22 protein-coding genes are annotated in these 21,696 nt (G+C 41.4%); 10 read left to right on the top strand and 12 right to left on the bottom strand.

All coding sequences use genetic code 11. The features are described from left to right. Positions 1-47: 47 nt before the first annotated feature. From AOG26_RS15155 to AOG26_RS15135, 5 genes are all read right to left on the bottom strand, one after another. Positions 48-1,193, bottom strand: coding sequence for a serine hydrolase domain-containing protein (locus AOG26_RS15155; RefSeq protein ID WP_054563276.1), 1,146 nt, complete (start codon positions 1,191-1,193; stop codon positions 48-50). Positions 1,194-1,379: 186 nt separating this feature from the next. Beyond that, a complete protein-coding gene (locus AOG26_RS15150; protein WP_054563275.1) occupies positions 1,380-1,625 on the bottom strand; it encodes a hypothetical protein in 246 nt (81 codons plus the stop codon). Next, complete coding sequence (locus AOG26_RS15145; protein ID WP_235575506.1) at positions 1,622-2,569, bottom strand: polysaccharide deacetylase family protein; 948 nt, start codon at positions 2,567-2,569, stop codon at positions 1,622-1,624. Before AOG26_RS15145 ends, AOG26_RS15150 begins: the two co-directional genes overlap by 4 nt. After that, positions 2,566-3,669 carry an alkene reductase gene (locus AOG26_RS15140; protein ID WP_054563274.1) on the bottom strand — a complete coding sequence of 368 codons (1,104 nt, stop codon included), beginning with the start codon at positions 3,667-3,669 and terminating at the stop codon, positions 2,566-2,568. Before AOG26_RS15140 ends, AOG26_RS15145 begins: the two co-directional genes overlap by 4 nt. 11 nt (positions 3,670-3,680) lie before the next feature. Beyond that, positions 3,681-4,097, bottom strand: a complete 417-nt coding sequence (locus AOG26_RS15135; RefSeq protein WP_054563273.1) for a hypothetical protein — start codon at positions 4,095-4,097, stop codon at positions 3,681-3,683. A gap of 97 nt (positions 4,098-4,194) precedes the next feature. Between AOG26_RS15135 and AOG26_RS15130 the strand changes: the two genes are divergently transcribed. Beyond that, the gene (locus AOG26_RS15130; protein ID WP_200907872.1) at positions 4,195-5,109 is read left to right on the top strand and encodes a LysR family transcriptional regulator; all 915 of its coding nucleotides are present in this window, start codon (positions 4,195-4,197) and stop codon (positions 5,107-5,109) included. A gap of 37 nt (positions 5,110-5,146) precedes the next feature. Here the strand turns inward: AOG26_RS15130 and AOG26_RS15125 are convergent, their stop codons facing one another. Then, on the bottom strand, positions 5,147-5,956 hold the full coding sequence (locus AOG26_RS15125; protein WP_054563271.1) for a sulfite exporter TauE/SafE family protein: 810 nt from the start codon (positions 5,954-5,956) through the stop codon (positions 5,147-5,149). Between the two features lie 387 nt (positions 5,957-6,343). On the opposite strand from AOG26_RS15125, the gene AOG26_RS15120 reads away from it, so the two are divergent. The 3 genes from AOG26_RS15120 (at position 6,344) to AOG26_RS15110 (ending at position 9,263) form a co-directional block, all read left to right on the top strand. After that, a complete protein-coding gene (locus tag AOG26_RS15120; protein WP_054563270.1) occupies positions 6,344-7,321 on the top strand; it encodes a DUF1852 domain-containing protein in 978 nt (325 codons plus the stop codon). A gap of 11 nt (positions 7,322-7,332) precedes the next feature. Continuing rightward, the gene (locus tag AOG26_RS15115) at positions 7,333-8,361 is read left to right on the top strand and encodes a methionine synthase (RefSeq protein ID WP_054563269.1); all 1,029 of its coding nucleotides are present in this window, start codon (positions 7,333-7,335) and stop codon (positions 8,359-8,361) included. Positions 8,362-8,927: 566 nt separating this feature from the next. Continuing rightward, positions 8,928-9,263 (top strand): hypothetical protein, encoded by a 336-nt coding sequence (locus tag AOG26_RS15110; protein WP_054563268.1) that lies wholly within the window; start codon positions 8,928-8,930, stop codon positions 9,261-9,263. A gap of 77 nt (positions 9,264-9,340) precedes the next feature. Here AOG26_RS15110 and AOG26_RS15105 read toward each other — a convergent pair whose 3' ends face one another. Then, positions 9,341-10,276 carry an alpha/beta hydrolase-fold protein gene (locus AOG26_RS15105; protein WP_054563267.1) on the bottom strand — a complete coding sequence of 312 codons (936 nt, stop codon included), beginning with the start codon at positions 10,274-10,276 and terminating at the stop codon, positions 9,341-9,343. Between the two features lie 188 nt (positions 10,277-10,464). On the opposite strand from AOG26_RS15105, the gene AOG26_RS15100 reads away from it, so the two are divergent. Together AOG26_RS15100 and AOG26_RS15095 are read left to right on the top strand one after the other, a co-directional pair. Continuing rightward, on the top strand, positions 10,465-12,342 hold the full coding sequence (locus AOG26_RS15100; RefSeq protein ID WP_152966977.1) for a GGDEF domain-containing protein: 1,878 nt from the start codon (positions 10,465-10,467) through the stop codon (positions 12,340-12,342). A gap of 180 nt (positions 12,343-12,522) precedes the next feature. Then, a complete protein-coding gene (locus AOG26_RS15095) occupies positions 12,523-12,999 on the top strand; it encodes a hypothetical protein (RefSeq protein WP_054563265.1) in 477 nt (158 codons plus the stop codon). Here the strand turns inward: AOG26_RS15095 and AOG26_RS15090 are convergent. Beyond that, the gene (locus AOG26_RS15090; protein ID WP_054563264.1) at positions 12,996-14,201 is read right to left on the bottom strand and encodes an anhydro-N-acetylmuramic acid kinase; all 1,206 of its coding nucleotides are present in this window, start codon (positions 14,199-14,201) and stop codon (positions 12,996-12,998) included. The two genes, AOG26_RS15095 and AOG26_RS15090, sit on opposite strands and share 4 nt — an antisense overlap. A gap of 259 nt (positions 14,202-14,460) precedes the next feature. Between AOG26_RS15090 and AOG26_RS15085 the strand changes: the two genes are divergently transcribed. After that, the gene (locus tag AOG26_RS15085; RefSeq protein ID WP_054563263.1) at positions 14,461-17,196 is read left to right on the top strand and encodes a TonB-dependent receptor domain-containing protein; all 2,736 of its coding nucleotides are present in this window, start codon (positions 14,461-14,463) and stop codon (positions 17,194-17,196) included. Between the two features lie 143 nt (positions 17,197-17,339). Next, positions 17,340-17,573: a helix-hairpin-helix domain-containing protein gene (locus AOG26_RS15080; RefSeq protein ID WP_054563262.1), complete on the top strand. Its 234-nt coding sequence runs from the start codon at positions 17,340-17,342 to the stop codon at positions 17,571-17,573. Here the strand turns inward: AOG26_RS15080 and AOG26_RS15075 are convergent. Genes AOG26_RS15075 through AOG26_RS15070 form a run of 3 tightly spaced genes read right to left on the bottom strand, consistent with a single transcriptional unit; the run spans position 17,570 to position 18,830 of the window. Beyond that, complete coding sequence (locus AOG26_RS15075; RefSeq protein WP_235575505.1) at positions 17,570-18,148, bottom strand: SMP-30/gluconolactonase/LRE family protein; 579 nt, start codon at positions 18,146-18,148, stop codon at positions 17,570-17,572. The two genes, AOG26_RS15080 and AOG26_RS15075, sit on opposite strands and share 4 nt — an antisense overlap. After that, the gene (locus AOG26_RS20990) at positions 18,112-18,411 is read right to left on the bottom strand and encodes a hypothetical protein (protein WP_235575504.1); all 300 of its coding nucleotides are present in this window, start codon (positions 18,409-18,411) and stop codon (positions 18,112-18,114) included. Before AOG26_RS20990 ends, AOG26_RS15075 begins: the two co-directional genes overlap by 37 nt. Before the next feature lie 11 nt (positions 18,412-18,422). Next, positions 18,423-18,830: a hypothetical protein gene (locus AOG26_RS15070; RefSeq protein WP_054563261.1), complete on the bottom strand. Its 408-nt coding sequence runs from the start codon at positions 18,828-18,830 to the stop codon at positions 18,423-18,425. 186 nt (positions 18,831-19,016) lie between these two features. On the opposite strand from AOG26_RS15070, the gene AOG26_RS15065 reads away from it, so the two are divergent. Further along, the gene (locus tag AOG26_RS15065; protein ID WP_054563260.1) at positions 19,017-20,048 is read left to right on the top strand and encodes an NADP-dependent oxidoreductase; all 1,032 of its coding nucleotides are present in this window, start codon (positions 19,017-19,019) and stop codon (positions 20,046-20,048) included. A 48-nt stretch (positions 20,049-20,096) separates the two neighbouring features. After that, positions 20,097-20,714: a glutathione S-transferase family protein gene (locus AOG26_RS15060; RefSeq protein WP_054563259.1), complete on the top strand. Its 618-nt coding sequence runs from the start codon at positions 20,097-20,099 to the stop codon at positions 20,712-20,714. Between the two features lie 73 nt (positions 20,715-20,787). Here AOG26_RS15060 and AOG26_RS20575 read toward each other — a convergent pair whose 3' ends face one another. Continuing rightward, the gene (locus AOG26_RS20575; protein ID WP_082401700.1) at positions 20,788-21,690 is read right to left on the bottom strand and encodes a diguanylate cyclase; all 903 of its coding nucleotides are present in this window, start codon (positions 21,688-21,690) and stop codon (positions 20,788-20,790) included. Between the last annotated feature and the right edge of the window lie 6 nt (positions 21,691-21,696).

Genomic DNA, 21,696 nt, shown 5'->3' with positions numbered 1-21,696 from the left:
AAGGAAGAATCTGGCGCATCTGTGCGCCAGTTTAGATTTTGGCGTGTTTAGAGTGCTGATTTTGCTTGTAAAATTAAATAGTCACTCATTACTTTTTCAAGCTGGGCGTAGTCTTTTTGCTGAGTAACAGCCCCTGCGACCACCACCTGCGTTGTTGGCTCATACATCACCAAAGTGCCCCAAAAGCCACCATGTTGATAAACCAAGGTGCCGTTATATTCTTTTGCAAATACACCTAAACGGTAAGGGCTATCTGCTGGTAAGCCTTTAACCGATAGCATGAGTTTGAGCGTTTCTGGATGTTTGAAGACCTTACCTGAAAATAAAGCCTGATAAAATTTAGCCATACCGATTGGGCTGGCAACAAGCCCACCGCCACCATATAAATCGACAGTTGGGCTCCAATTAAAAGTATCGGTGCCATGCAAGTATTGATGTACGCGTCGAGACTCATCCACAGCAACCGAATCCCCCCGTTCCCAGACCACATTTTCGATATGATTTTTATCGAAACTTAAGTATTGGCGAACCGCTTCAGGTAGCGGTAAATCTGTCACTCTTTCAATAATATGGCCGAGTAACACATAACCGGTATCTGAATATGAAAAACGCTCACCAGGTTTACCAATTGGGTCGCCCCACTCTACACACCCTTTAATTTGCTCGCGCATCGTAATATCTTGCTGCGGATGTGCCATTATGCCAGCTAAATACTGATCGCTTTGGGCGTGATCGTATAGCCCTGCCGTATGACTCAGCACTTGCTTAAGCGTCATTTTATCTAGGGCATAACCATCGCTTTCAAGAAGCGCAAAAAAGTCGTCAGAAATTAACTTATCGAGCGTTGTATCAAGGCTTAGTTTTCCTTCCTCGTGCAAACGTAACACCGTTGCCGCAGTAAAGGTTTTGGTCACACTGGCAATTCTAAATAAACTATTTGGGTTGATAACTTGCGGCGCATTTTCTTTACTTTGCTTTACCGTTGAAAAAGCATGTCCATCATCAACAAGCACATGAAGTGCAAAACCTGTAAGGGGAGCTTGTTGGTTTGCATTGAGAACTTGGCCCATTAAAGCATGGTGAGTTTCGAGAGGTTTTGTAGGCTCAGCAGTCACTGGCAAAGCCATTAGTGATAGAGCAACGAATAAAGAGCTTAGTGTTTTTTTACTCGCTTGAAAGCACCAACGTTCCATAACATTTTCCTTAAAAAATAGTCCTTAATTAGCGCATACAGCTTTCGAAAAAAGGCAGTTAAGCAGCCTAAATACTGCTTAACTGACATTAACAAACGGCTTTCGTGTTGTCGAATTAATACGTTAACACTATTTAGTAAGCATAATTGCAGCCTTAGCAAACATATTTTGAGGCGTTTTAAGAAGTTACTGATGCTCCCTTAAGTCTCTTTCAAATTCAGTTTCTGTTTTAACTGGAGTGCAATGTGTAGTGACTTCAGTTTTGCCAATTTTTTCTGGTTCGTCTGAGCTATAAATCGTGGTGTTATAGCTTCGATCTATTTCCCCTGGGCAGTGATGATCTGCGATTACTACATCCTCAAATTCACCCTTTTGCTGCTGTGAGGCACAGCCAGATAAAAGTAATGCAATAAAGGTTAGTGTGTATTTCATAACAAATTCTCTTCAAAAGTTCGAGGTGAGTTTTTTGGCACATTGTCTTGGCGTAAAATCCATTTTGCTATGTCATCTTTACGCATAAACTTAACCCCCTTGTGCTGCTTTGCATAGGTTATAAAGTCATCCAACGCTTTCACTCTAGCGGGAGTGCCCGCTAATCTATCGTGAGCACTGATAGACATCATTCTTCTGCGTTGTTTGCCTTCCTTGTAGAGCACATCAAACTCGTCTTTAAGCTCTTGTAAATACGCCTTACCAGTCATGGCTGTGCTGCCAGTGTATCGAACTATATCGTTGTTTCGAAAAGTGTATGGAACAACAACAATGTCGTCACTTCCAACAGGTGTTAGCGATGGCTCATCACGAGATAAATCGTCTATATGATAAATAAAACCTAATTCTTTAAGGATTTTGAGTGTATTTTTTGAATGCCTCATCCAAAAAGCATTAAACCCCACAGGTCGCTGCCCTGTTACTTTTTCAATGATATTTGCACTTTTTATGTATGACTGTCGCTCTTGCTCTTCACTCATAGAGTATTGAGGGGTCCATGTTTGTCCGTGCCCTGATGCTTCATGCCCGCGCCGCACGACCTCTTTTGCTAACTCAGGGTTTAATTCAACCGCTCGGCCAACCATGTGTGAGGTTACTTTAATATGATGCTTATCCCATAAATCTAGCAGCCTAGGTATGCCTTCATTCATGCCGTACTGGTACCAAGAGGGTGAAATAGTGTCTGGATAACCCAGCTCTTGCGGTGGAAACGGGCCTGGATCTGATTGGTCTTGCGCTGTTGCCTCAAACTGCATCGAAATTGAGATCACAAGTTGAGCATCATCAGGCCAAAATACAGATGTTGCCTCCTTAGCTTGAGCTACACCTAAGGAGCTTAGAACAAACACCGACGCAATTAAAATTGGCTTTAAAAATTTCATCATTTATTTCCCTGATATACTGGGTAGTCTATGTAACCTCGCTCATCACCACCAAATAAAGTAGTAGGATCTGATATTTCATTCAAAGGTAAATTGTGCTCTAAACGATAAGGTAAATCAGGGTTTGCAATAAACTTTCTGCCAAATGCAACATAGTCAACTAAGCCTTCACCTATTAGTTTATCGGCCTTTGCTAATGTGTAATTTCCTGCAACCACTATTTTGCCACCAAAGCTTTCACGTAATTTAACTCTAAACTCATCTGTTACGAGGGGAGCATCATCCCAATCAGCTTCCGCTAAATGCACATAAGCAATGCCAAGTTCATCAAACTTTTTAGCTAGATATAAAATGGCATCGATTGCTTGCGGATCATCCATGCCTCTTTGTGTAATAAAAGGAGCTAATCGAATAGCCGTTTTTTCTGGGCCGATAGCTTGGCTAATTGCGGTAATGATTTGCAGCGCGAACTTTGCTCTATTTTCAATATTACCGCCGTATTCATCGGTACGTTTGTTTGATGTTTGTCTTAGAAATTGATCGATTAAATAGCCATTGCCTGCATGTACCTCAACGCCATCAAACCCTGCTGCAATCGCATTCAAAGCAGCTTGTTTATAGTCTTCAACAATGCCCTTAATTTCATTGGTCGATAATTCACGTGGTGTAGGACAATCAAGCATTTGGCCTTCGCCATTTTCATCAACCACCCACACTTGCGCATTGGGAGCAATAGCACTTGGCGCAACCGGCAAGCCGTCTGGATGAAAGACACTATGCGACATTCTGCCAACATGCCATAACTGAGAAAAAATGAGTCCATTTTGCTGATGAACAGCCTGCGTTACTTTGCGCCATCCATTGATTTGCTCTTCAGTATAAATCCCGGGGGTAAATGAGTAGCCCTTTCCTTGTGCAGAAATTTGCGTCGCCTCTGATACTATAAAACCCGCACTGGCTCGTTGCGCATAATATTCTGCCATTAGACTTGTCGGAATATCGTCTGGTTGAGCCGTACGTGAACGGGTCATTGGAGCCATCACTATTTTATTTGCGGTTTTATGATGACCAATTTGGTCTGTATTAAATATTCTATTTTTCATATGTATACCTTTTAAATAAGCTCGCTGCGTGTAAATAAAATTTCTATTTTTAAGCCATCAGGCCCTTGAATAAACACTTGATGCTCATTCGCTGCCGGCACTTCCCGCTCAACGAATGGTATTGAAGTTGCTTCTAGCCGTGCTTTAACTTCATGATAATCAGTTGCAAAGAAAGCAAGGTGGTCAACCGTTGATAAGCCAACTGCTTCTGTTGATACCGAAGCTTGGGTTAAGTAATTAGACTGCGATTCATTTACCCCAAACTTAGCTGCTATATGAATGCATGGCGTATCCAAGTCGTCATATAACCAAACACCATCAAAACCAAATGCTGGCCTTGGCCCCTTTTTAAGGCCTAACGACGACTCTAAAAACTGAGCCATGTGCTGGATATTCGTTGCTAAAAGCAGAGCGTGATTAAGCTGCATTTCTATCTCCTTCAAGTGATGAAATGAGTTTAACTATTTTGACTAAATTGATAATTAGCCTTAGAGTTAAATAAGTATTCATTAAAACTGAAGAATAATGTCAAAAATTGATGATATGGCACTTTTTGTTCACGTTGTAAAAGCGGGAGGTTTAGCCGCTGCGGGAAGAAAATTGGGGCTTTCGCCTGCAAGCATGACAGCACGAATTAATAAAATTGAGCAAAATTACGATACGCGATTGTTAACGCGTAATACGCGCAGTATTGCCTTAACAGATGCAGGTGAACGTTTTTATAGTGGCTGTTTAAGAGTATTAGCAGAAGTCGAAAACACAGAAAACATACTTCAAGAGTCGCAACAAAGCCTAAGAGGCCAGCTGAAACTCTCTGCAACATCTGACTTTGGTCGCCAGTTTGTTGCACCCGCATTAGCAGAATTCATCAATAACCACCCAAATGTTAAACCGCATTTAGTACTGACAGATGGGGTTGCCAATATTGTTGAGGAAGGTATTGATCTGGCATTTAGATTCGGCAATTTGCCTGATAGTAACTTGATTAGCCGCCCGCTATGTAATAACCGCCGTGTGCTTTGCGCCTCACCTAGCTATATAGAATCGTTTGGCTTGCCAAGGCATCCCGAAGATTTAAAAAATCATCGTTGCCTTGTACTTGAGCGACTTGGGCAACCGCTAAATGACTGGCATTTTGAGGTAGATAACACGCACTTTTCTATTAAAGTAGCTCCCCACCTTTCATGCTCAGACGGTGAGGTGGTAAGACGCTGGGCAAATCAAGGCCATGGCATAGCCTTAAAATCATACATTGATATCAAAAATGACCTCAAAACAGGCGACCTTAATTTGATACTAGATGAGTATGTTCGAGGCTTTAGCCACAGCGATAAAAAAAGTGTCGGCCTACAGGTGATATATCCAAGCAGGCAATTCCAACCTCGGCAAGTGAAAGCGTTTATAGAGTTTTTTGAGTGTTGGTTTAAAAAGCACTCCTAACTTTAAATAAATCGCAAAGTAGATTTAATAGTTAACACTATTTAGTAAGCATATTCACAGCCATAATAACCAAAAGCCCTGCAAAGATTTTCTTGATGGTAGACACAGGCAAATGATGCGTTGCTTTTGCACCTAATGGTGCGGTAAACCACGAAGTACAAACAATACCAAACAAGGCCGGTAAATAAACAAAACCGGCAAAGCCCTCTTTTAATGTAAAGTACTGACTGCCTGAACTGATGTAACCCACTGAGCCAAATAGCGCAATGACAATACCGCAGGCCGAAGCACAACCAATGGCTTTTTTCATATCGACCGAGAAAAATGTTAGTAACGGCACAAGTACCGCACCACCGCCAATACCTATCATGGCTGATAGACCACCCGTGATGGTTGTATAAAGTGTCAAAAGGCCTTTATTGGGTAGCATTCGTGTTGATTGGCTGTCATTTTTACTACTGAAAATCATTTTTAATGCAATAAGCACTACACTCACAGCAAACACAATTCGCACCACATTTGCAGGTAATAGCGAAGCCAAAAAGCCACTGATAAGAGCGCCTAGTGCAACCCCAGTCATCACCCACGGAGCCAATTGCCAAGGCACATTACCATTTTTGTGGTGAGCGATAGCTGATGACGTTGAAGTAAAAAGAATTGAGGCAAGCGATGTAGCAATCGCCACCAGCACAACTTGCTCAGCAGGTAACACCTGAAAGTGCAGCAAGATCATGCTTAATATGGGCACAATAACTAGGCCTCCACCAATTCCTAAGAGCCCAGCTAAAAAGCCTACCCCGCCACCAAGTATGGCGCAAGCAATAATAAGCACGATTAATTCATTCATTGTATTTGTCTGCTTTGTTGGTTTAGGGAACCGAGTATAACAACAATAAAGTACGGGGTTGTTCTCAAAAGTAGGGTTAAGTAGTGAATATTACTCACGTTTTATATGAAATTACTGCAACTCCAACAAACCGATTTGGAAATCCAGACGTCTAAAATGGCTTTGAAGTATTTTTTCACTATCCCTTCCTAAATGTTTTACTAAAACAGCAAATATTTATGAATCTGTCTCATGTTTTACCTGAAATAAAAACGTTTTTCTTCATGATACTGAGCACGTATAAATTTATTAGTATTTTACGCTGCAGAGCAACCTAAGGTTAATGACCTAGCGATTTAAGGAAGGTGAGCAGCAATCATTTATCTCAGGACTTTTGGATACATTGCCATGAACAACGATTTCAGATTTACAATTAAAAGCATTTGCCTAGACGAAAATTATCATCCGTCAAATAGCACACGACTTACCACAAACTTTGCAAACCTAGCTCGCGGTGAAAGTCGCCAACAGAATTTACGTAACGCATTAAAAATGATTGATAGCCGCTTTAATGCGCTAGCTAACTGGGATAACCCGCAAAGCGACCGCTACTCAGTAGAGCTTGAGATCATCTCAGTTGATCTAGAAATTGCACATAGCACAGAGGCATTCCCGTCAATTGAAGTGCTAAAAACTAATATCATTGATCACCAAACTAATGAACGTATCGAAGGTATTGTTGGTAATAACTTTTCATCTTACGTGCGTGATTATGATTTTAGTGTACTGTTGCTTGATCATAATAAAGCGAAAAGCGAATTCAGCATTCCCGAAAACTTTGGCGACTTACACGGCAAACTCTTTAAATACTTTATTGACTCAGAGACTTACAAACAGCACTTTAAAAAACCACCGGTTATTTGTTTAAGCGTGTCTGATAACAAAACGTACCATCGTACAGAAAACCAACACCCAATTTTAGGTGCAGAGTACCTACCAAATGAGTCGTCATTAACCGAGCAATACTTTAAAAAAATGGGCTTGCAGGTGCGCTATTTTATGCCACCAAACACTGTTGCTCCGCTGGCGTTTTATTTCTTTGGTGACTTGCTGAACGATTACACCAACTTAGAGTTGATCAGCACGATTAGCACTATGGAAACATTCCAAAAAATCTACCGTCCAGAAATTTATAACGCCAATGCTGTGGCGGGTAGTTGCTATCAACCAAATTTAAGAAATGCTGATCACTCTATCACGCAAATTGTTTACGACCGTGAAGAGCGCAGCCAACTGGCGATTGCGCAAGGTAAGTTTACTGAGCAACACTTTATTAAGCCTTATCAATCAGTACTTGAAAAATGGTCTGCCAACTACGCAATTTAATGAGAGTAAAAATGAAAAAGTTATTACCTACATCGACAGCAGGCAGTTTACCAAAACCAGCTTGGCTTGCTGAGCCTGAAACCTTATGGTCACCTTGGAAATTGCAAGGTGCAGAACTTATCGACGGCAAACAAGACGCGCTGCGCGTTGCCTTACAAGAGCAACAACAAGCTGGCGTTGATATCGTGAGCGACGGCGAGCAAACCCGCCAGCACTTTGTAACGACCTTTATCGAACACTTAAATGGCGTTGATTTTGAGAACCGTAAAACAGTGACCATTCGTAATCGCTACGAAGCCAGTGTACCAAGTGTGATTGGCCCGGTGTCACGCAGCAAACCCGTGTTTGTTGAAGACGCCAAGTTTTTACGTTCGCAGACCAAGCAACCTATAAAGTGGGCATTACCAGGGCCTATGACCATGATCGACACCTTGTATGACGCGCATTATCAAAGCCGTGAAAAACTAGCGTGGGAATTTGCCAAAATTCTCAACCAAGAGGCGAAAGAGCTCGAAGCTGAGGGTGTTGATATTATTCAATTTGATGAGCCTGCGTTTAATGTGTTCTTCGATGATGTTAATGACTGGGGCATTAAGTGCCTAGAAAGAGCAATCGAAGGCTTAAAGTGCGAAACCGCCGTGCACATTTGCTACGGCTATGGCATTAAAGCCAACACTGATTGGAAACAAACACTGGGCAATGAATGGCGTCAATACGAAGAAGTATTCCCAAAACTTCAAAAGTCGAATATCGATATTATTTCTCTTGAGTGTCACAACTCTCGCGTGCCCATTGAACTATTAGCACTCATTCGCGGTAAAAAGGTGATGGTGGGTGCCATTGATGTAGCAAGCAATGAAATTGAAACCCCTGACGAGGTCGCACACACATTACGCGAAGCCCTAAAATATGTTGATGCCGACAAGCTTTACCCATGCACAAACTGCGGTATGGCCCCTCTCCCTCGCCACATAGCAAGCGCCAAGCTTAGTGCGCTAAGTAAAGGCGCAGAGATTGTTAGGGGGGAAATTAGTAATTGAGTTAGCAAGTTTCAAGGGGAAAGGGGAAAGTTGCGAGGATCGAGGTTCGAGATGCGAGGGTCGAGATGCGAGGGTCAAGGTGCGAGGGTCAAGGTGCGAGGAGCGAGGTGCACATCTACCTCAACCCTTATCGCCATAAATGACGACCTACATTGTAGGTCGGGCTTTAACCCGTCAGTTTTTAAATTTAGTCTGAACCTGATTGTGTAGCAGTGATTTCACATCGCGTTTTATCTCGCCCATCGTATCTCGTATCTCGTATCTCGTATCTCATATTTCGTTTCTCGTTTCTCGTTTCTCGTTTCTCGTAAAAATTTATCAATGTCGCGGCATAAAGCCGCTGCTACAACGTAGGCGTGAAACGTGTTTCGCGCATCCTATCCCCTAACGACCAATCCCTAAGGATTACCCCCTATAAACTGACCACGCCCCTCCCCCTAGCACTTTTAAATCAACCTTCCCAGAAAGAGTTAATTCAAAAGATGCAAAATTGAGTTGGCTAGATTAATTATTTTTTGCTAGATTTCAGTTGTACCCAATGGATGGGCAAAAATTGAGGGATTAATATGAACGAATTTGATATTTTCATCAGAAATATTGTCTTGGATTGTATTCGTGAGCAAGGCACCTGTAGCGACATTTGCGAAGAAGATGAGCAATTAACTTTCTATGTTGAGATTGAAAACCACGACAACGTGATATCACGTAAGCAGTTTAAAGTAACCTACCCAATTAGTTATTCGATTCAGTCTGCACTCAAACATGAAATTGATTTACTGAGGTATTTAGACTCTGGTGAAATCAGAACGCCCTTTACCACGGATATTGTCGAGGTACTTAAATCTGAGTTACAAGCCTTTATGTTCAGCAACAAACCACGTGGTGAATATCATATTTGCTAATTCTTGATTTATAGCCTGATGAAAAACAATCAGGCTTTTGTTGTTACACAAAATTTAGATTAATTAGCACTTTAAAATCAGTCTTCACTATTTTTTGTTTGTTCAAACAACCAATCGCGAATACTCTTTAATTTATAAGCATGATCAAAAGAATACATATGTTCAGCGCCGCCCCATTGAGCAGTATTAGATGATACAGTCCCAGCCTCGAATTGCACAAAGTTTATAGAATGCTTTTCGGATAATAGGTTTTGTATGTAACTTTCTTTCTCTATATTACTAAGTTCAGCTGAAAACTGTGTTGTGCCATATTCAACCCCTTTTTTACGAAGCAAATTTCCAAGCTGTTCCATCCCCTTAGAAGCTTTCTGATCACCAGCTGATACGACATAGAAGAAGCTTTTGTTTTTAAGAGGCTCAAGAACACTCACATCCCACTGACTTCCAACAAATAAAGATGCTGCAAATAGGTCGGGATAAGTTACATTCCAATAAAAAGAAATCATTCCACCCATAGACTGACCTGTAGCGTAAATTTTTTCTTTATTAATATTAAACTCCGAGATAACAGAATTAATCAAGCGATAAGCAATATCAACTTCTTCACTGGTATGCCAATTATCATTAACAGCAGGCTCAGGACCTGTAAATGCAGGAACAAGCACAAAGCTGGGATTTTTTGACTGGCTTGATTCAGTAGCCCAAGTAATCCCTCCATACCCTTGTGTTAATGGCGTTAAAACCCCTTTGCCCACACTGCTTGCATCAGCAATAAACACAACTAGTGGGTATGACTTTATTGGGTCATAATTTTCAGGCGTAAATAAGTTATATGCCATTGTTTTACCGGTGATTGAGTCTTCAAATTCCAATTGCTGAAATTTAGGAATGACCTGCTCTTTTAGCTTAGTTAATTGCAAGTCATGGCTTTTATCGATATCCCCTGAACTATTAGGAGTACAAGCTGTAATAAAGGCTAAAACACCAAAAAATAAACCATTTAAAAATTTCATTTCAACCCCTTTTAATTACTGGCAAAAAGCAACAGCTTTAAACTAATTCCATATATGAACCAAAACTGACCTCAAAACAGCTTATAGGTATTCAGCTAAAATTTACACTCTATCAAAGTACTGATTTTCCTGTTTAAGTGCTAGAAATTCACGACTAAAATATTACTGTATGATAAGCTAGGTTCAAGGTGTCATTGATTGGCATCAGAGTAGCTGTATGGAGTAATGCTCAAATGATAAGGATATTGTGCTTGTTGCTATTTGCAACCAATGTGACAGCAAAGGATGTTCAGAGTGAAATCAGCCGTGCTCTTCACGGCTATACAACATATTCTGAATCTGTCGAAATTTTAGCTAGATTAGAAAAGCAAATGCCTTATGAAAATGTGCTAGATGATGCGCAAGTAATGGCGTTTAAATGTTGGTTTTCTAATCTATCAACCCCAAACGGGATTAATGAATATAAAAAATTTCTAGAAACAGCCAAACCAATCATTCAACAAGTAAACAATTTAAACTTAATACAGGAACTTGCTGTTTGTGAAGCAAACCAAGAGTATACGCAAGGTAACTACCAGAAAGCTCTCGAACACTTAAAACCAATAATTAACACGCCGTCAGTAGACGAAATAACCTCTTCAAAAAAATTGTCAATCATTGCTCTTGCTCACATAGTACTTAACCGTATTCAGTTAACTAAAGGCGACTATCAAGAGGCATTCGACTCTGCTAAAACGGCTTATCAGTTATTTGAAAAAGCAGGTAATGACTACGAAAAAGCACTCGCATTAAAAGAAATTGCCGATATTCACATAGCGTTGTACAACTATGAACTTGCAATTGAACAACTGCAGCGAGCCAAATTAGCGTTAACGAAATTCAATGAGCAAGAGCATTACAAAGTAACGGATCAACTCGCGTATGCCTATGAAGAAAAAGGCGACTTAATAAAGGCAGTTGAGCTATACGAGTCGATAAAAAAAGATGTTCGTCGTTTCGAAAGCGAAAATGGCTATGCTTACATATTAATTAAACTGACAGAACTCAATATAAAACTTAATAGCTTATCTCAGGGTGAGTCATATCTAACTGAGTTGAACACGCTCTCGGTTACTGACAGCTGGATTTTGACACTATACAACTTTACTAAATCAGAATGGTACTTGGCTACCTATCAGTTGCAAGCCGCCCTTACATCTTATGAGAAGATAGCCGGGCAACAACAATATTGGCCCGAGAGCTTAAAGGAGCGTTATTTAAATTTAACCTCGCAGCTTGCAGCTGCAACAGGAGATACTTCCTTACAAATAACATCTCAACAACAATTAATCGCTTTAATTAAAGATAAACAACAAGCTATCGCAAATAACACGCTTATATCTGCCAGATTAAACTTTAATTATGAACAGCAGATCCTTGAGATTTCTCGTTTAGAGCATGAGTCAAAGCTACAACAAAAATTTTTAGCGGTGGCCGAAGATAAATCTTTTTGGCAAGGCTTAACTGTGATGGTCACTTGCTTGTGCTTACTCTTATTCGCCGTTTATACATTCAAACAAGTTCGCCAGAAAAAGTACTTTGAAATACTCGCTTTAAAAGATGAACTAACAGGCATAGCAAATCGAAGAGCTATATTGAATTTAAAACGAAGTGTCATGGTGCAAAACAAACTAAATCAGCAAGTAAGCTCTTTGATTTCTATCGATATTGATCATTTTAAAGCGGTCAATGATCAATACGGTCACGATATTGGTGATGAATTAATCATATCTATAACCAATACGATTGTACAAACAGTCCGTTGTTCTGATCGGGTAGGTCGTGTCGGCGGCGAAGAGTTTTTAATCGTGCTTGAGAATCAATCTTTAGAGCATGCAAAAGATATTGCCGAGCGTATTAGACTTTCAGTTGCCGAAAAGGAACATACATCTTTGTCTATAAGCGCAACGATAAGCTTAGGTGTTATAGAAATTGCACCAAACGAAACGTCAGAACAGGCAGCCAAAAGAGTCGACTTACACCTTTATGAGGCAAAAAGAAGAGGACGAAATATTGTTTTTTCTTAGCTTTTTAATAGGAGCTCAACAACCAAAAGATACAGACTTATATCCGACCAAACGAATCAAACATTCAACGTTTCTCTGTTTCTGAAATAAATAATCCGCAATATGACAATAGTCATAATTCTGTCATCTAATTGATCAATAATTGACGCTAATTTAATCAGCTAACGTAATGAAGAAGTAATGGACAGTGCCTTGGTGCAACTTTCGTTTGCACTCCCCTCTAGTGAAGATCCTTTATGTGCTGCGCTTGCGCATACTATGGAATATGAACAATTGCATTTTGCGGCTAATGAGCAAAAGCGTGTTGTATTTTGTTGTGTGCTGCCAGATGATGCCCATGAAGGTGACGTGATCTCTATCAGCGCGACACGCCCTGATGCTCGTGAATCGGCCTATTTTACTGCGCACACTTTAACGCAGCACGATCTAGATCAGCACGTTATTATGCTTACGTTAGAGGGTGTTACTCACAGTGGTGAATTTGTTTTGCAATTAATGCTACACGGCATGCATGCAACACTTAAAGACAGCGCCCAATTTGATGTCAGCATTGCAGCAAGCACATCACCAGAGCTATTAAATTCTGAGCAAGCTAAAAACAATGGCTTACGCCATTACATCAGTAATATTGGCGCAAGCTTTTTAGCCTTTTTCTAGTCAGCAAAGCTAATTTTACCCATGGTAATATCGGGGATCCCTTGCTCGGTATTACCAAAGCGTTGTTGCCCACCCGACAAACATTCGTTCGCTAAAATCGCAAATAACACGGCCTCTTTTGCATCTGGGTTTATACCCAACGAATTGGTGTTATTTATCACAGAAAGCGCTGGGCAATTAGCCAAAATAGTTTTCATTAATAATGGGTTATGAACCCCGCCACCACTGGCGTATACAGCCACATCGGTCAAGCCTTCGCTGCATTGGTTAATTGCTTTAGCAATCATTACCCCTGAAAACTGCACTAAGGTTGCCATCACATCAAAGTGCGATAAACTCTGTGTATTCGAGCGTGCTTGTGCTGCTGCTAAATACTCTAGATTAAACACTTCTGGCCCGGTGGTTTTTGGAAGCCCTAAAGCAAAAAACGAATCATCACACAGCGCAGCTAGTAAAGTTTCATTTACCGTGCCTTTTGCTGCAATAGCAGCATCTTTATCATATTGAAGTGGAGCAAAATAACGCTGTATGTAGGCATCCATAATGGTATTACCTGGGCCAATATCAGAACTAAAAACCGCTCGTGCATCTGCTGATTTTGGTAAGTAGGTTAAGTTTGCAATGCCGCCCATATTAAGCAAAATTCGGTTTTCGCTGGTGCTTGTGAAATACAAATAGTCACCATATACCGCAAGCGGTGCGCCTTCGCCACCCGCTGCAATATGCTTTTGTCTAAAGTCACCTATGGTAGTAATGCCAGAAGTCACGGCTAGGTGATCGCTGTCACCAATTTGTAGTGTTGCATTACCATATTCTGCACGCTTGTGTTGGTTTTTTGGGCAGTGATAAATGGTTTGCCCGTGGCTGGCAATCACATCAACAAGTTCTTTTGCTACTCCCCAGCTGGCTAACGTTTTGGCAACCATTTCACCATGTAATTGGCCAATCCAAGGGTTAAGCAAAGTGACTTCTTCAAGGTCACATTCTCGTTTGGCGAATACTCGTTTTACACGTGTTTTATAATCATCGTCATAATCAACGGTAGTAAACTTTAATACTTCTACATGAGTATCCATGCCCTGCCCTGATACTTCGCATAGCGCGATATCAAGGCCATCTAACGAGGTACCACTCATTAGACCAATTATTAATTTTCTTTCTTTTTTTGCGCTTAAATACAGTTTTTCAATATGTTGATGCATAAATAAATCACTTAAAATCAGCTTATTAGATGTAAATAAGCGGGTTGACGACTTGGAATAGTTTATATTTTAAAATAATAGATTTAAAGAATAATTATTGCAAAGACTTTTAAATTGCTTTAAAACTGTACCGGTGAGCTCCCCAAAAGGAGAACACACAAGCATCATAACAAAAAGTATGACTCATTAAATTAACTAAATGGTCTAGGTCAGACACCAACCTGCGTTGATTTAAATGATAAAACGCAAGGGAATCATCATGAAAGCAAATACATCAACAGGGCATCGCTCGCTATTGCTGCTATCACCTTTAGCTCTCGCTGTAAGTTCAGTAATTAGTTATGCCCACGCAGAAGAAACTACTGAAGTAAAAAAACCTGAAGTGATCACCGTAACAGGTTCACGTATTCAACGTACCGAGCTGGTTTCAAGTAGCCCAGTGGTGAGCGTTGATGAAGCACAAATTCACCTAGACCGTGCAGTGAACGTTGAAGATATTACCGCAAAACTGCCTCAAGCTGCAGCAGGTGCCAACAGCACCGGTGCCACAGTCGGTGACTCATTTGGCTCATCAACCATAGATTTACGCGGCCTTGGCCAAAACCGTACGTTGGTACTTATTGACGGTACTCGCGCAGTACCATTTAGTTTTCGTAACTCGGTTGACGTGAACACCATTCCAGCCGGATTAATAAAACGCGTTGATGTATTAACCGGTGGTGCAGCAGCGGTTTACGGCGCAGATGCCGTAGCCGGCGTTGTTAACTTTGTTTTAGACGATGATTTTACTGGCGCTGAGTTCTCAACCAGTTATGAAAGTGCCGACGGCGGTAACGAAAAGCTTAACTTTGAAGCAATTTTTGGCGGCGACATCGCAGATGGTAGCGGCCATGTAACAGGCTACATAGGTTACACCGAACGAAAAGAGCTGTTAGCTGGCGAGCGTGACTACGCGCTTGAAAACTCAACGGCAATGATCAACAGCGGTGGTTATTATACTGACGTTGCCTCTGGCAACAGCATCGGTATTGCTGATTCAGGTGCCGTAACAAGTGAGCGTCAAACAACTGATTTCACAGCTGACCGTTATTTAACTCAACCGATGGACCGTTTTTCTGCGGGCTTATTATTTGACGTCGATGTGAGCGACAGTGCCATTGCCTATGGCCGCGCAATGTATTCTAAAGTGACCGTAAATGGTGCGGGTGCCAGTGGCCAAACACCGATTTTTGTTAACGAACAAGTGACCCTCACGCAAGACAACGCCTATATTCCTGATGAACTACGTGACCAACTTACGTTTGATAGCGAAGGCAATGCCCTTGTTAATGTTGAACGTAACCTAGGTTTAGGTGTGCAACACACCGAAGCGGTGCGTGACTCAATGCAATTTCAGCTGGGTTTAAAAGGTGATATTACTGACTACTTACGTTATGACGTATATGGCCAGTATGGCAAAACTGACGAAGTAGCCACCATTTACAACAACGCATACCGTAATGATAACAGCGGTAATAGTCGCTTTGCTGCCCTTGCAAATTCAGTGGATATTTTTGATCCAAACCATGATTTCAGCGACTTTAGCGATCCGCTGCTTTATACGACTCGCGACCGTACACAAAGTGTGATCTCAGCAACACTATCAGGTGATTCTGGGTTCTTATTTGAATTACCAGCCGGTGCTATCGATTTTGCAATTGGTTATGAATACCGTAAAGAAACCGGAAAACAAACTCCAGGTGATGCATTTAGAAACGGCACCAGCTTTGCGTCTATCAGCGCATTTGATATGGATGCAAGCTTTAGCTCTGAAGAGTTCTATGCTGAAATTTTAGTGCCTATCTTAGTTGATAAACCTTTTGCTGAAGAGCTTAGCTTTGAAGGTGCCTACCGTATTTCTGATTACTCAAATACCGAAGCAGAAGACACTTACAAACTAGGTATCAACTGGGCAATAAACAGCGACATTCGTATTCGCGCCAACCGCTTAACCGCATTTAGAGCACCTAACTTAGGTGAGTTTGCAAGCCCAATCACAGCGCTATCGTTATCGTTATTCGACCAAAATAGCGACCAGTTTGTGCCACGACTAGCAGGGCGTTATAACGGCGATCCATGTTTACTTGGCACCGGTGATGCAACTCAATGTGCTGCGTTTGGTGCGCCGCCTGTTGGCACCGAGTTTGATTCAAGTACCGCAGAGTACACCTATGGTGGTAACCCGAATATTAAACCTGAGCAAGCTGAATCAGATACATTAGGCATTGTTTATACACCTAGCTATTTAGAAGGCTTTGATTTATCACTTGATTACTACAGTATTCGCGTAACTGATGCGGTAAGCCAAATTCAACCTGGTGCAGCACTGCAAAGCTGTTATGTTGATGACCCGAATCCAAACAACCCACTGTGTGGTGCGGTACTTCGCGATCCAAACACTGGCTTTATTAGCACAGCCATCGTTAATGACTTTAACTTAGCCGCTATTGAGCAAGAAGGTATCGACGTTGCAGCAAATTATGTGATTGATGCACCAGAGCAAATGGGTGGTCGTTTTAGGTTTTCGTACCAAGGTAACTTTGTTACTAAACAAACCCGTCAGAACAACAGCACTGTACCTGAAGTAGACTGTAAAGGAACTTATGGCAGCGCCTGTTCGGGTGACTTTGCGAGTATCTTGCAAGCTGACTACAAACACCGCGCAAGCATTGATTGGCAGTTAGATAACATGAATTTCCAACTTGGCTGGCGCAGAATCGGTGAAGTAGAGTATGCTGTCGACCGTTCAGAAACAATCTCAGCACAAAATTACTTAGATTTTGCTGCTGCATGGCAAGTTAATGAGGAACTTGCTGTTAACTTTGGTGTCGATAACTTATTAGACCGTGAACCACCAACACCTGAAGTAGGCGCAAACCACTTTAACACCGTAAGTGATTATAGTGTGATTGGCCGCTCAGTCGGTGTTTCACTGAGATATGCCCCAAGCTTTTAATTAATCCTACTGTTTTAGCTACACAGGATTGATCCCCTCAAGCGCACCCTGCCCGGTGCGCTTTTTTATTACCTAAAAATTAGACTTGCTATGCACAATTAATATGGCAAAGTACCAAAAAAAGGATTTATAAGGAGTAACACATGCCATTTAACGAGCAAGAGCGCAGCGTGCTTTTAGCACTCAAAGGTGTTGGGCCAACAGTGATAAAACGGTTTGAAGAAATTGGTATTGAATCGTTTGAGAAGTTAGCCGGGTTTGATGCAAATACCATTGCTGAGCGAGTCGCGTCGATGCTACATTCAAATTGCTGGAAGAATAGTCCGCAGGCAAAAGCGGCAATCACTGCCGCGATTGCGCGAGCAAAACAAGGCTAAAGCTCAATGACTTCTATTGCACCGCGCTTTTGCATGGTGACATACACTTTGTTTTGCGTTTCGTTGAAAGCCAAATTCGTTGGATGCTGGCCTTTTAATTGGTAGCTATTTAAGAGCTTGCCCGTAGGCGATACTTCAAGCACTTTCCCTGCGCCGTAGCGAGTAATAAACACATGCCCTTGATTATTAACGCGCATGCCATCTAAGCCATGATCAGCAAACTTAATCAAAGTTTTTTTATTACTAATGTTTAAGTTCTCATCTAAGTCATATTGCCAAACAACTCGCTGCACACTCTCGTTCACATAAAGCTTGGTGTTGTCGTGATTAACCGCTACCCCATTGGTGGTTCCCATGTTTTTTTCGAGTAAATGGGTGCTGCCATCTGCATTTATACGCCACAGCTGACCCGTTTCTTCCGCCCAGTTAGGGTCACTTGCAAACAGCGCCCCGTTTTTAGTGATAGCAATGTCATTGGGTTGATTCATTTTACTATTATGGGCAAACACTTCTGCTTTATTGCTGCCAGCAGGGACTTTTAAAATATTGTGGTTAACATAGTCCGCAATAAACAAATTACCTTGTGAGTCAAACTGGAGGCCATTACCAACGCTGTCATTCGGCACCGCACAAATAAAGATGTTTTGCCCATATTATCAACGCGGCCAATGGTTCCTTGCTGGGCATAGTTCACCGCGTATAAGGCACCGTTATACATGGTTGGCCCTTCAACGCCTTGCGTAAAAACGTTATCTTTAACAAAGTCTTGGCTATCAACTGCAAAGCTTAACGGTGAGCTTAAAAGTAGTGTTATTGCCAGTGGCTTTAGTCGTTTCATAGGACTTCCTTTTACTCATTTAAACTCGTGTATACCGCTAAAATCGGGTATTCGTTTTCGCCAAAAGATAAGGTCAAAGAACGCTTTTCGCCATCATCTAACTTAATACCTTCGTCAAAGCTCTGAGGATGAACACGACGCCCATCGGCAAACAGCGCCATAATATGGTCAGCCTGAAGAATTCGCGATCCCGATGCTTTATTTTCAATCGTCACAACCGCTAAACGGCGACCACTTTCACTGCTCATTAATACACTATGGACAATGCTAAATTGGCTTTGCTTAGGGTAACGCTTGGCATCATTCTCAAATGAAAAAGCACTGCCAGAGAGCATGACCGGATCCACCGATAGTACATCAGTGTTGGCTTGCAAAGAGGTTGCAAAAACCGCTGCAATCAATAGTAAAATACGCTTCATATCAATCCTTTTGATAAGCTTAAACTAGATTTAGCATACACCGTTCCTATAACCAGTTCAAAACCGTGAATAACCCTATAATGAGCGTGTTACTCAGCAATTACAATTTTAGTATTGATTTTTAATGTTATGCCCGCAAAACGTTAAAGGCGTATCTTAATTTACTGCTGGCAAAAGGAGCTTAGTATGTCTGATATTCAAAATCGTCAATATATTCTTAAATCGCGTCCAAATGGCGTAGCGAATGATAACAATGTTGTATTAAAAACAAACTCAGTACCTGCGCCAAAAGATGGTGAGGTATTACTTAGAACAATTTATCTATCACTTGATCCCTACATGCGAGGACGAATGAGCGATGCTGAATCATACGCTGATCCTGTAAAGATTGGTGATGTGATGGTAGGCGCAACCGTATGCCAAGTTGAGCAGTCGAACCACCCTGATTATCAAAAGGGCGAGTGGGTATTGGCATACACAGGCTGGCAAGAATACGCAATAAGCGACACTGAAGGCTTAATGAAACTGGGGAAAAACCCTGAAAACCCTTCGTATGCACTTGGTATTATGGGTATGCCTGGTTTTACCGCTTACATGGGGCTTTTAGATATTGGTGAGCCAAAACAGGGCGAAACAGTAGTGGTTGCTGCAGCTACAGGGCCTGTCGGTGCAACTGTAGGGCAAATAGCTAAATTAAAAGGCTGTAAGGTCGTTGGCGTAGCTGGCGGTAAAGAAAAATGTCAACATGCTGTTGAAAACCTAGGCTTTGATGCTTGTATTGATCACAAAGCAAATGATTTTGCAGAGCAGTTAAGCGCAGCGTGTAATAATGGTATTGATGTTTATTACGAAAATGTCGGTGGCCATGTATTTGATGCCGTGTTACCCCTGTTGAATACAAAAGCACGGGTGCCATTGTGTGGGCTAGTGTCGCAATATAATGCGACCGAATTACCCCCAGGTCCAGACCGTTTATCGATGCTTATGGGTCAAATCCTTACCAAACGAATTAAAATGCAAGGCTTTATAATTTTTGATGATTACGCTCACCGTTATGATGAATTCGCAAAAGACATGCAAGCGTGGCTAAGCGAGGGAAAAGTCAAATATAAAGAACACCTTGAAGCTGATTTTGAAAATACCCTAAACGCCTTTAATGCAATGTTAAATGGTGAAAACTTCGGTAAAACGGTCGTGCAAGTTCAGCAACCAATTTAAAATTTTTAGGCGCAGTAAACAGTGTTGCGTCACTATTCAGGATAACAAATGATTAAATTACACCATTTAAATAAATCACGCTCTAAACGAATTATTTGGTTACTCGAAGAGCTAGACGTAGATTACGACATTGTTGCTTATCAACGCAATAAAGAAACATTTTTAGCACCCGATGAATTAAAACAAATTCATCCTCTGGGCAAAGCGCCCGTTCTTGAAGATAACGGCAAAGTAATTACTGAGTCTGGCGCAATTACCGACTACTTAATTAGTAATTACGGCAAAAGCAAGTATATGCCGAGCCAGCAAAGCGACAGCTATGTTGACTATCAGCAATGGCTTCATTTTGCAGAAAGCTCAGCAATGGTCCCTTTTTTATTAAAATTATTTATTACAAAAGATGGCTGTAAAACCAACTTTATTGGTGATTATGCTGACCATGAAATTGGCAAGATACTGAGTTATGTAAACCAGCAATTAAAAGGTAAGCAGTACTTAGTAAATGAGGAATTGACCGGTGCTGATTTCATGATGTCTTTTGTTGTAGAAAAAGCTGATGAGGCAGGTCTGCTTGCGCACTTCCCTGAAATTAAACGTTATTTAGAGCAGCTAAAAACTCACGAAAGTTATCACACAGCAAACGAGTTAGAAGCGAAATACGACTGACCTGATGTGCAGTGACAGTGTGTACACTGTCACTGTTTCCCTGTTCAATAAAATAAAGCTCCAAAGCTACTAATCAAGCCACAGACACTCGATTGCGGCCTGACTTTTTAGCTTGATACATGGCTTGGTCGGCCCTCTCGATTGCCTTTTCGATATCATCTTCAGCATTTATTAGCGCAACGCCAAATGAGCCTGTTACATTAATGTGTTGATCATTACCGATTTCGATTTTTAAAGCTTCAACGCCTGCTCTTAATCGCTCAGAAAATGATTTGGCACCTTCTAGCTCTGTTTGGGGTAAGCAGACTAAAAATTCTTCGCCGCCATAGCGATATAGTTGATCGTACTCTCTTAGATGAGATTTAATGCATTTAACCAGGGCGATTAATACCTTATCACCCGCAGCATGACCAAACTCATCGTTCACTTGCTTAAAGTGATCAAGGTCGATCATTACCAGCGCGCAGCTCAGCGATTTACGCTTGCACAGCTCATGCTCTTTTTGCAGGTTTTCTACTAAGTTTGTTCGGTTCGATGCCCCCGTTAAAGGATCTCTTGTGTGAAGCAGCTCAGAGAATTCATCGATAAGAGTTTCAAAAAATTCATGCAAGCTATCTAAATCAGCATGAAACTGGTCCAATAAATTAGCCGGAATAACAGACTTAGACTCTTTTAACGATAACAGGACTTTGGCACCTTGATGCATCTTTTGATGCGCACAAGCGATTTCAGAAAAGTAAGGGTGAAGATTTATGGTCTGCTCGGGTAGCTTATTAAACCATTGCCCAAAACGACAAAGGTTATGAGCATTATCTGCTAAGTCTTGTTCATCTGCAGGTATGTCTGCAATTAAGCACCTTAATAAATTTCTATACCATGACTGGTGCCACTTAATGGCTTGCTCGATTTCTGCAATAACCTCTTCAAGCTGTGTATTCGACAGTGAACTAATGCCGTGTCCGGTATTTTGATGCATAGCCAA

This window comes from Pseudoalteromonas sp. UCD-33C (assembly GCF_001306895.1).
Taxonomy (GTDB): Bacteria; Pseudomonadota; Gammaproteobacteria; order Enterobacterales; family Alteromonadaceae; genus Pseudoalteromonas.
Note: the sequence above shows the minus strand (reverse complement) of the source record. Positions and strands in the feature narration are given on the sequence as shown.

Excerpts from the sequence above, each read along its gene's own strand:
- AOG26_RS15090 (WP_054563264.1), bottom strand. The coding sequence starts at position 14,201 with ATGCATCAACATATTGAAAAACTGTATTTAAGCGCAAAAAAAGAAAGA.
- AOG26_RS15135 (WP_054563273.1), bottom strand. The coding sequence starts at position 4,097 with ATGCAGCTTAATCACGCTCTGCTTTTAGCAACGAATATCCAGCACATG.
- AOG26_RS15085 (WP_054563263.1), top strand. The coding sequence starts at position 14,461 with ATGAAAGCAAATACATCAACAGGGCATCGCTCGCTATTGCTGCTATCA.
- AOG26_RS15140 (WP_054563274.1), bottom strand. The coding sequence starts at position 3,669 with ATGAAAAATAGAATATTTAATACAGACCAAATTGGTCATCATAAAACC.
- AOG26_RS15060 (WP_054563259.1), top strand. The coding sequence starts at position 20,097 with ATGATTAAATTACACCATTTAAATAAATCACGCTCTAAACGAATTATT.
- AOG26_RS15130 (WP_200907872.1), top strand. The coding sequence starts at position 4,195 with ATGTCAAAAATTGATGATATGGCACTTTTTGTTCACGTTGTAAAAGCG.
- AOG26_RS15155 (WP_054563276.1), bottom strand. The coding sequence starts at position 1,193 with ATGGAACGTTGGTGCTTTCAAGCGAGTAAAAAAACACTAAGCTCTTTA.
- AOG26_RS15120 (WP_054563270.1), top strand. The coding sequence starts at position 6,344 with ATGAACAACGATTTCAGATTTACAATTAAAAGCATTTGCCTAGACGAA.
- AOG26_RS15145 (WP_235575506.1), bottom strand. The coding sequence starts at position 2,569 with ATGATGAAATTTTTAAAGCCAATTTTAATTGCGTCGGTGTTTGTTCTA.
- AOG26_RS20990 (WP_235575504.1), bottom strand. The coding sequence starts at position 18,411 with ATGAAACGACTAAAGCCACTGGCAATAACACTACTTTTAAGCTCACCG.
- AOG26_RS20575 (WP_082401700.1), bottom strand. The coding sequence starts at position 21,690 with ATGCATCAAAATACCGGACACGGCATTAGTTCACTGTCGAATACACAG.
- AOG26_RS15105 (WP_054563267.1), bottom strand. The coding sequence starts at position 10,276 with ATGAAATTTTTAAATGGTTTATTTTTTGGTGTTTTAGCCTTTATTACA.
- AOG26_RS15070 (WP_054563261.1), bottom strand. The coding sequence starts at position 18,830 with ATGAAGCGTATTTTACTATTGATTGCAGCGGTTTTTGCAACCTCTTTG.
- AOG26_RS15125 (WP_054563271.1), bottom strand. The coding sequence starts at position 5,956 with ATGAATGAATTAATCGTGCTTATTATTGCTTGCGCCATACTTGGTGGC.
- AOG26_RS15080 (WP_054563262.1), top strand. The coding sequence starts at position 17,340 with ATGCCATTTAACGAGCAAGAGCGCAGCGTGCTTTTAGCACTCAAAGGT.
- AOG26_RS15150 (WP_054563275.1), bottom strand. The coding sequence starts at position 1,625 with ATGAAATACACACTAACCTTTATTGCATTACTTTTATCTGGCTGTGCC.
- AOG26_RS15065 (WP_054563260.1), top strand. The coding sequence starts at position 19,017 with ATGTCTGATATTCAAAATCGTCAATATATTCTTAAATCGCGTCCAAAT.
- AOG26_RS15110 (WP_054563268.1), top strand. The coding sequence starts at position 8,928 with ATGAACGAATTTGATATTTTCATCAGAAATATTGTCTTGGATTGTATT.
- AOG26_RS15115 (WP_054563269.1), top strand. The coding sequence starts at position 7,333 with ATGAAAAAGTTATTACCTACATCGACAGCAGGCAGTTTACCAAAACCA.
- AOG26_RS15095 (WP_054563265.1), top strand. The coding sequence starts at position 12,523 with ATGGACAGTGCCTTGGTGCAACTTTCGTTTGCACTCCCCTCTAGTGAA.